The organism is Candidatus Roseilinea sp. NK_OTU-006 (assembly GCF_012931985.1).
GTDB lineage: Bacteria > Chloroflexota > Anaerolineae > J036 > Brachytrichaceae > JAAFGM01.
The window spans coordinates 1-7153 of sequence record NZ_JAAFGM010000051.1; the positions used below are offsets into that span (position 1 = coordinate 1).

13 protein-coding genes are annotated in these 7153 nt (G+C 63.4%); 10 read left to right on the forward strand and 3 right to left on the reverse strand.

Annotation, left to right across the window (positions count from 1 at the left end):
* The 10 genes from GXH28_RS14855 to GXH28_RS14900 form a co-directional block, all read left to right on the forward strand.
* On the forward strand, window positions 1-328 hold a 328-nt coding region (locus tag GXH28_RS14855; RefSeq protein ID WP_169239805.1), incomplete at its 5' end, for a hypothetical protein.
* On the forward strand, window positions 328-1575 hold the full coding sequence (locus GXH28_RS14860) for a hypothetical protein (protein ID WP_169239806.1): 1248 nt from the start codon (window positions 328-330) through the stop codon (window positions 1573-1575). The genes GXH28_RS14855 and GXH28_RS14860, both read left to right, overlap by 1 nt.
* Window positions 1572-1880 (forward strand): hypothetical protein, encoded by a 309-nt coding sequence (locus GXH28_RS14865; protein WP_169239807.1) that lies wholly within the window; start codon window positions 1572-1574, stop codon window positions 1878-1880. The genes GXH28_RS14860 and GXH28_RS14865 overlap by 4 nt, the downstream gene beginning before the upstream one ends.
* A gap of 316 nt (window positions 1881-2196) precedes the next feature.
* Window positions 2197-2433: a hypothetical protein gene (locus GXH28_RS14870; protein WP_169239808.1), complete on the forward strand. Its 237-nt coding sequence runs from the start codon at window positions 2197-2199 to the stop codon at window positions 2431-2433.
* A gap of 2 nt (window positions 2434-2435) precedes the next feature.
* On the forward strand, window positions 2436-2696 hold the full coding sequence (locus GXH28_RS14875; RefSeq protein ID WP_169239809.1) for a helix-turn-helix domain-containing protein: 261 nt from the start codon (window positions 2436-2438) through the stop codon (window positions 2694-2696).
* Window positions 2693-3043 (forward strand): hypothetical protein, encoded by a 351-nt coding sequence (locus GXH28_RS14880; protein ID WP_169239810.1) that lies wholly within the window; start codon window positions 2693-2695, stop codon window positions 3041-3043. Before GXH28_RS14875 ends, GXH28_RS14880 begins: the two co-directional genes overlap by 4 nt.
* Window positions 3044-3114: 71 nt before the next feature.
* Window positions 3115-3348, forward strand: a complete 234-nt coding sequence (locus GXH28_RS14885; protein ID WP_169239811.1) for a hypothetical protein — start codon at window positions 3115-3117, stop codon at window positions 3346-3348.
* A 176-nt stretch (window positions 3349-3524) separates the two neighbouring features.
* Window positions 3525-3863, forward strand: a complete 339-nt coding sequence (locus tag GXH28_RS14890; RefSeq protein ID WP_169239812.1) for a hypothetical protein — start codon at window positions 3525-3527, stop codon at window positions 3861-3863.
* An 8-nt stretch (window positions 3864-3871) separates the two neighbouring features.
* A complete protein-coding gene (locus tag GXH28_RS14895; protein ID WP_169239813.1) occupies window positions 3872-4537 on the forward strand; it encodes a hypothetical protein in 666 nt (221 codons plus the stop codon).
* Window positions 4537-4803, forward strand: coding sequence for a helix-turn-helix domain-containing protein (locus GXH28_RS14900; RefSeq protein WP_169239814.1), 267 nt, complete (start codon window positions 4537-4539; stop codon window positions 4801-4803). Before GXH28_RS14895 ends, GXH28_RS14900 begins: the two co-directional genes overlap by 1 nt.
* Before the next feature lie 17 nt (window positions 4804-4820).
* Here the strand turns inward: GXH28_RS14900 and GXH28_RS14905 are convergent, their stop codons facing one another.
* The 3 genes from GXH28_RS14905 to GXH28_RS14915 all read right to left on the reverse strand — a co-directional run.
* Window positions 4821-5534: a hypothetical protein gene (locus GXH28_RS14905; protein ID WP_169239815.1), complete on the reverse strand. Its 714-nt coding sequence runs from the start codon at window positions 5532-5534 to the stop codon at window positions 4821-4823.
* Window positions 5535-5536: 2 nt separating this feature from the next.
* Entirely contained in the window at window positions 5537-6100 is a 564-nt protein-coding gene (locus GXH28_RS14910; RefSeq protein WP_169239816.1) for a hypothetical protein, read from the reverse strand.
* On the reverse strand, window positions 6100-7153 hold a 1054-nt coding region (locus GXH28_RS14915), incomplete at its 5' end, for a hypothetical protein (RefSeq protein ID WP_206156876.1). The genes GXH28_RS14910 and GXH28_RS14915, both read right to left, overlap by 1 nt.

Here is a 7153-nt window from a genome sequence, read left to right on the forward strand (position 1 = left end):
CTCCGACCACCATTGCAGGACGTCGGAGCTGGAACGCCGAGGCAGGCACGACGCGCTGGCCAACGAGGCCTACTGGCTCGACAGGCGCCGCTGGGACGGCCCGGGCATGGCGGTCATGGCAAATCGATTTGACATCACGGTTCTACCTTGCGGCTGCCTCTATGATGAGGCGCGCGGGTGCTACGAGCAGCGCTGCCGCGCCTGCCAGCGCGAGCAGTGGGCGCGCGATCTGCGCGGAGCCGTAGCTGAGTGCGAGCGCCTTGCGCGGGCGCTCGAGGCGTGGCATCTGATGCCCATCATTTACGAACTCAGAAAGAGAGTGCAGTGATGCCGGCAATCTGCAGAACACCTGACGTTCCCGAAACGGCGATCCCGCTGACTGACAATCGAGGCGGTTCTCACCCGCCGCATGCCGTGGCAGGGAGCGACGAGCGGCTCGTCCAGCGCGTCCTCGCACTGAGGATTGCGCTGGACTGGAGCCGCGAGGATCATAGGGGGCTCTACGAGAGAGTGCGCGCGCTGGCATGGGACGCGGCGCGCTACCGCAATGCATTCTCGGCAGCGCTATTCGCAGAGCGCCTCGGTCTGAAGCCAGCAGGAGAGGATGGGCCGGACAAGGCGACGAAACTCGTGCGAGCCACGATGAAGGGCCGGCTCAGCGGCGACGCCTACTGCTGCGCTGAGCAGGAGGTGGTTGCCAGCTGGACGCGCGACGGCAGGCGGATCGCGGCCGGCGCTCCCATCCCTGTCTGGCGCCCGGATGCGGCGCTGTCTATCACGGGACGGGCGAAACGCAGCGACAGCGGCGTCGATCTCGTGCTCCGCGGCGACGATTACATCCTCAGGATCCGCGCCGGCGCCGGTGGCGAATGGCTGGAGCTGCCGCTGCATCCTGGCACATTGAGGGACGAGTACCACGGGCCGCTTGTGCGCTCCATCGCTGAACAGTGGAATCCCCCGATCAAGAAATGCACGCTGCATTTCCGTGCGCAGAGGCGCGAGATTGTGGCGCGCATCACGGTTCCGCTGCGACTGCCTCCGCTGCCTCCGCCAGGACAGCGAGTGGCCGTGCTGGGTCCAGTCGATCCTGCGGGACGGCTGATGCTGCGCACGGAGACGCAGACGCGAGACTATTCCCGCGAACTGAGCCTGCTGCTGCAGCGGAAGGACGACTGGGATCTGATCCGCAGGCGAACGATCGCACAGATGGGAAGGCGCAAAGGCCATGCGCGCCGCAAGCGGGCGGCTCTGGCTGCGATGACCTGGGATGACTGGCTGCACGATCATCTCCATCGCTGGAGCCGCGATCTCGTGGACTGGTGCGCCTCGCAGCACGTCGGCGAGATCAGGCTGGTTGCGATTGAGACCGGAGACTGGCCTGCGCACAGGCTCGAGCAGATGTTGCGGTACAAGGCGCAGGAGGCAGGCATCCAGGTCACGAGAGGCACTGATTTGTCCGCGGACGGGGCCGAGCGCGCGGTGAAGCGCGAGATCGGACGCCGCAAGCACGAGGCGAAGAAGCGCCGCGAGGCGCTCAGAGAGCTGACAGACCAACTGACAGGAGCACAGCAATGAACATCACGAGTTATGAGCTCGACGACATCGCGCGGTCCGGACTGGACGCGCTGCGTCTGGCGGTAGATGGCGCTGTTGACGGCTCTGTGCTGAAGCGGGCGGAACTGACGCTCAAGCTGCTGGGCAAGAGCCAGAGCCGGATGAGCGCCGAAACCAATCGCATGGCCCTTGCATTTCGCATCGCGAAGCACGTCCAGGCAGACCGCGAACAGGTGGCATCCATGCTGGCCCACATCCTCCCGCCCGCCGAAACGCAGCAGCCAGATCGTCAGATCGCGAGCGGCGGGCAGAAGAAGGGCAGGTGACCATGCACCGCTGCATAGGCGCTCGCAGCAGGCATCCTGAACTGTTGATTGCGCTGGACTTCTGCGAGCGCCGTTGCAGTCGTTCCAAGATTCAGCGGGAAGTGAGAGAGCGAACTGGCGCCTGCGCGATCGCCGGTGCGGCGGTTGCAGTGGTTTCAGGATTCAGCGGGAAGTGAGAGAGCACCAAACCAACGGCGCCTTCGTGCCTTCCTTGTTGCAGTCGTTCCAAGATTCAGCGGGAAGTGAGAGAAAGCGGTGGAGCCAGTCGAGGGGTTGCAGTAGTTTTCTGATTCAGCAGTGAGAGGGAAGTGAAGAGATGGAAGGGAAAGTCTACCGGACAGGCGATGTCATCAACCATTGGAACGACCTCGAGTCTCACGGCCGCCACGATCTGCTGGCCGTGGAGCGCTACTGGCTGCATCGCCGCAGATGGGATGGCGACGGCATGGCCGTAGATGTGGCAGAGCTCGAGCGCTGGATGGAGGCCTACAGCCAGCGCAGACTGGCAGCGGAGCTGGAGGAGCGCGGGCTCGTCATGAGAGGCGTGCGATGAGGATGCTGTTGATCGACCAAGAGACATTGCTCTGCCGCAGCGTTTACCAGCCCGCGCACTTGGTGCTGGATCGTGTGACGTCCGCTACTGGCGTGCCGCTGCATCTGCTGCGCTCGCGCCAGCGGCATCCTGCGCTCACCGCCGCGCGCGCTCTCGCCGTGCGCGAGCTGCGGGCGGCTGGCTACAGCTACGCGGAGATCGGGCGCATTCTCGGGGGGCGACATCACACCAGCATCATGTGGCTGGAGAGGAGGGTAGGATGACTGTCGGCGAGGCGCGCTCCATTCTGGGGCAGATCCGCCTGCGGTTCGGCGATGAGCGGCAGATCGCCATGGTGCGGCTGCTCAGCGCGGCGGAGCGACTGATGGAGACGCTGCGGTCAGAGCAGCTCGAGCACTGCCCGCTCTGCCGCGGCGCAGGCGAGATCCATTGCGAATCCTGCCGCGGTCTTGGAGAGTGTACTCGCTGCGGTCGCGACTGCGAGGACTGCGATGGTTCAGGCATGCAGGACTGCCGCCTGTGCGGCGGTACCGGCAAGCCGGTCGTTTCGCAGCAGGCCACAGCTGCAGAGGTGCTAGATGCTCTGCGAATGCTGGAGGCGCGGCTATGAGCTGCGATGACATGTTGGAGGGACTGGGGCGGCGGATCATCCCGCCGCATCCCCGACACGGAGGAGATCGGATGATCACGGATCACCAACTCAGAGAGGCGCTGCAAATGCTCGCTGAGGTGCTGACGCAGGCCTGCTATGACGGCGGCGGGCTGCTGCAAACCAGCGGCATCGGCGCCTACAATGACGCCATCGATCTGCTCGCGCGCTACGGAGCCGCCGAATATGTCGGGGAACAGGCTGGGCGTATCCGCCGCGCCAGGATCAACTGGCGGGCGCTGCAGGACATGGAAATTGCTCGATAGCGCGCAGAGCAGCGATCCATTGGAGGCTCACAATGCTGACTGACAGGAAAGCGCTGAGCGAACAGGTCAAGCGCCTCTCCGCGCTCCGCGGCTGGCGCGACCTCGAGCGTGAGGGTCGTTCCGAGCTCGTAACGGCGCTCGCGCAATGTTGCGCATCGCTGAGTCATGCGCGCGCTGTGATCGATGCGGCGCTCTGCGATAAGCAGATCGTGCCAACGCCTGCTGAGATTAAATCGCTGGCCGAATCCACCCCTGATCCAGCAGCACAGGCACCACGCGCGCGAGCATCATGTCTCGATTGCGATGGCACAGGATGGAGACATTTCTGGGCGCTCGCTACATGGCAGCTCGACTCGGCAGGTCAGCCAATAGGCAAAGCTGTGGTCACGGAAATTCAACGGCCAGAGCACATTGCCATCGTCGAATGGCAGGTCAGCGGAGATCGCATTGCTCGCGCCGGCGATGGACAGCAGATCTACTCCATGGTCGAGCGCTGCCACTGCACGCGCTCGTGAGGACACCAATGCGCAGCCGCGTGATCAAAGCCCAATTTTGGCAGGATTTGGAATTAGCGCGCCTGCCGCACGGCGCGCGCCTGCTATTCATCGGCTTGTGGTGCCTCGCTGACCGCGAGGGCAGGCTCCCTGACAATCTCATGTTCATCGCCGGGTCTCTCTTCCCCTGCGCTGACGAGGCCATCATGGCCGACATCCAGCGCTGGCTGGAGGAGCTGGCATCAGGTCACTGGATCACCAGGTACACAGCCCAAGGCATACGCTGCATCCACATACGGCGCTTCCGTGATTATCAGCCGATCCATTGGAGCGAGCCGCCATCGAAATTGCCGCCGGAACCGCAGACGCACCAGCAGCACTGCAAGCAGCAGAAGCAGAGCGAGCATTCAGGCAACGGCTTTGCTCTCGCTGACATAGCGGCGCGCATCCACGCGCGCCATCCAAAACATCGCCGAGGCTCGCTGCATATGTGCGAGCAGGCGCTGGCTGGTGTGCTCAGCGGAGCGGTGCACCCAGCACAGATCGCGGAGCAGATCGATGCTGTGCACGCAGCATGGGCAGAGAGCGAGGAGTGGACGCGCGAGAACGGCAGATACGTGCCGAGGCTGGATCGATGGATTGCGCAGCGCGGATGGGAGTCCGCACCAGAGTCCAATGGAGAGGAGATTTATTGATGAGCAGAAGGCCCAGAGATACAGCTACGACAATCAAGACATTCCGCCGTCGTAACAAGATCACACAGCAGGAGCTTGCAATCATCACAGATCTCAGCGTCCGGGCGGTCGCTGGCTACGAACGTGGCGACCGCTGCCCAGATGCAACCGCGCTGATGAAGCTGCTGCTATTCGCGCTTGAAATTGAGGACCAGGCTGCGGAGTATTTCAGGAAGAAGCTCAGGCAGAAGCTGTGCATCCCGGATGATGAGACGATCACATTATAGTCATCTGCTAGATCTTCTTACCGCAGCTCCGCCCGCCTGATGACGAATGGCAGCGCCACCTGGCTCGCCGGCGCGGCGACGCCCAGACCGAGCCCGACATAGCGCAGCCAGCGTGGCCCAGGCTGAGTGATGCGCGCCAGATTGGCAGCCGTCTCGGCGCTCGCGGCAGCCGTCCGCTGCACACCTGCCGCCGATGCCTCCGTCGCAGCCACAATCTGCGGCATCGCGCGGTCAATCGCCAGTGCCGCCCGGCGCGCGGCGAGCAGCGTGTCCGTCACAGCGCCCTGCCAGCACAGCCCATTGCCCTCGCAGTCCGTCCAGTAGTCCAGCCGTGACGCCGCCTCACGGGTGCCGGCGCGCAGATCCGCGATTGCCTCGCGCGCCTCGACCGCGACGGCGCGCACGTCTGACACGAGCGCATCGGCGCGCCCGAGCGCCTCCCCTAGCCTGGCGTCGGCGCGCTGCACCGCATCGGAGACGCGCGCATCAGCACGCCGCTCGATGCTCGCGAGCCTCCGATCGGCACGTAGCTCGATGCTCGCCATGCGTGCATCAGCGCGCTCGATGAGCTCGATTATGCGCTGATCGAGCATCCGCTCCAGTGCGACAGCATGGGCATCGACGCGCTCAACGGTGCGGCGCGTGGCGCGGACGGTGAGTGCGAGCTCGCATGCGAGCCAGCACGCGCACGCGCATGCGACACAGGCTGCGCAGCGCAGGACGGCGGGCATGGTCAGACGCCGAGCTTGGCTGCGATTGCGCGCAGCAGCGCGCGATCCGCAGCTGTCCACTGGTCAGCCGAGGCCAGGGCCTTCTCGCGCAGACGAATGTTCACCACGCGGACAATGCCACCCATGCCGAACTCAAGCCGCTCGTCCGGATGCAGTGGTCGCACAGGTGGATGAATGGGCGCAAGGCGCATGATGGGCATGTTCGCGGGGAACTCGTTTGCAGTACCAGCCGGGATGTTTACACTGCCCGCCTCTTCTTTGGTGAGCCAGATGGTAACCAACCTAGGGTTTCCATCAGGGCCTGGAATTGGCTGCCCAGTGGATGGATGGATGGCCAAGGTCAAATATGGCACCATTTCTCCATCATCAACGACACCAACATAGGCTGGGTCAAACCAATGCTTCGCTCGCCGCATAGGATCAGGTGGCGGAGGTTCCGCACCGTACCGCGCTTTGTAGTCATCACGTGTCTGGAATACTGGTACCACTACCAGATCCATCACGCCGCCGACCTCGGTTGTAATTGGGGACTGGTTCTTTGGCTCAATGACCATCTCGACCTCCATTACGGAACTTGGACGTATTCCCTTCCATAGGCACAGCTAACTGCCACAGTAGCAGCCGCTGCGCTTGTAAGCGTAACACTCCGTGAACGTGCCCCACCCCCATCAGACGACCATGTGGCATCATCCATGTCCGTCGGGTTCAGGGCCACTCGGCAAGTAGCCAGCGAGGGAGCATTGTAGGTGAGTCGAATCTGCGTCCCGCTGCGCCATGCGCGCACATTCGATGGGCCTGTCATGCTCCGTGGCACAAACGCGTAGCGCTGGTCGTTCACTCGTCCTTCGAGGCCTATGCCCATTGGCATGAGGCTCTCAAGTGCTTTGCGCCCGGAGCCCCATGTGCCTTCGATGTCGTCATAAAGGGCAAGCGCATTGAGCATCAGGTTCGGGTAAGTGTGCCCGCTCAGCAAATCTGTCGTCGCGCGCCACAGCAGATCAACACTCGTGCCGGCGGCGTGGCTTGCGGCAGCAGAGCCCCAATAGCCGCGCCCGCCGCTGCACACAGTATATGTCGTAGTGCTGCCTGAGGCAGTGCTATTGCAGATGCGGATAAACTCGTTCTCGATCTTGGCAACATTTGTTGCCCCATTGGCGAACCCGACTCTGGGACACCCAAGGGTTCCGCTGTTGCAATTCACAGTGAAGCTTGTGTCAGAGGCCCCAATCGTAGCTGTCAGCTGCGCAGGCGGATTGTGCAGCGCCACCACTTCGTCCCACGTCTGTATGAGCTGCGCCCCATTTGTTGTCGGAGCGCGATAGCCTCCGTCATATAGGATCGGGCGCTTTTCGTGCAGCGCCCCATTCACATATCGCAGCCCAAATTTGGCCGCACTTCGCTCAAACAGATACCCATTGCCAACCGCCAGCGCCCGGGTCTGCCGGGCCCATCCCAACGTGATCGCCAGGTAGCTCACCATCCACGGACTCGTGCCCACGCCTGCGCTTTCCACCGCGCCCTCCATTTCGGGGTAATATTGGCCGAGACCGATCATCGGCAGCGGATTGCTCAGCCCCCTCATCATCGCGACCCCCTTGCACCAGGGTGTGGAGCTCCGC

Excerpts from the sequence above, each read along its gene's own strand:
- GXH28_RS14895 (WP_169239813.1), top strand. The coding sequence starts at position 3,872 with ATGCGCAGCCGCGTGATCAAAGCCCAATTTTGGCAGGATTTGGAATTA.
- GXH28_RS14880 (WP_169239810.1), top strand. The coding sequence starts at position 2,693 with ATGACTGTCGGCGAGGCGCGCTCCATTCTGGGGCAGATCCGCCTGCGG.
- GXH28_RS14900 (WP_169239814.1), top strand. The coding sequence starts at position 4,537 with ATGAGCAGAAGGCCCAGAGATACAGCTACGACAATCAAGACATTCCGC.
- GXH28_RS14875 (WP_169239809.1), top strand. The coding sequence starts at position 2,436 with ATGCTGTTGATCGACCAAGAGACATTGCTCTGCCGCAGCGTTTACCAG.
- GXH28_RS14905 (WP_169239815.1), bottom strand. The coding sequence starts at position 5,534 with ATGCCCGCCGTCCTGCGCTGCGCAGCCTGTGTCGCATGCGCGTGCGCG.
- GXH28_RS14865 (WP_169239807.1), top strand. The coding sequence starts at position 1,572 with ATGAACATCACGAGTTATGAGCTCGACGACATCGCGCGGTCCGGACTG.
- GXH28_RS14885 (WP_169239811.1), top strand. The coding sequence starts at position 3,115 with ATGATCACGGATCACCAACTCAGAGAGGCGCTGCAAATGCTCGCTGAG.
- GXH28_RS14860 (WP_169239806.1), top strand. The coding sequence starts at position 328 with ATGCCGGCAATCTGCAGAACACCTGACGTTCCCGAAACGGCGATCCCG.
- GXH28_RS14870 (WP_169239808.1), top strand. The coding sequence starts at position 2,197 with ATGGAAGGGAAAGTCTACCGGACAGGCGATGTCATCAACCATTGGAAC.
- GXH28_RS14910 (WP_169239816.1), bottom strand. The coding sequence starts at position 6,100 with ATGGAGGTCGAGATGGTCATTGAGCCAAAGAACCAGTCCCCAATTACA.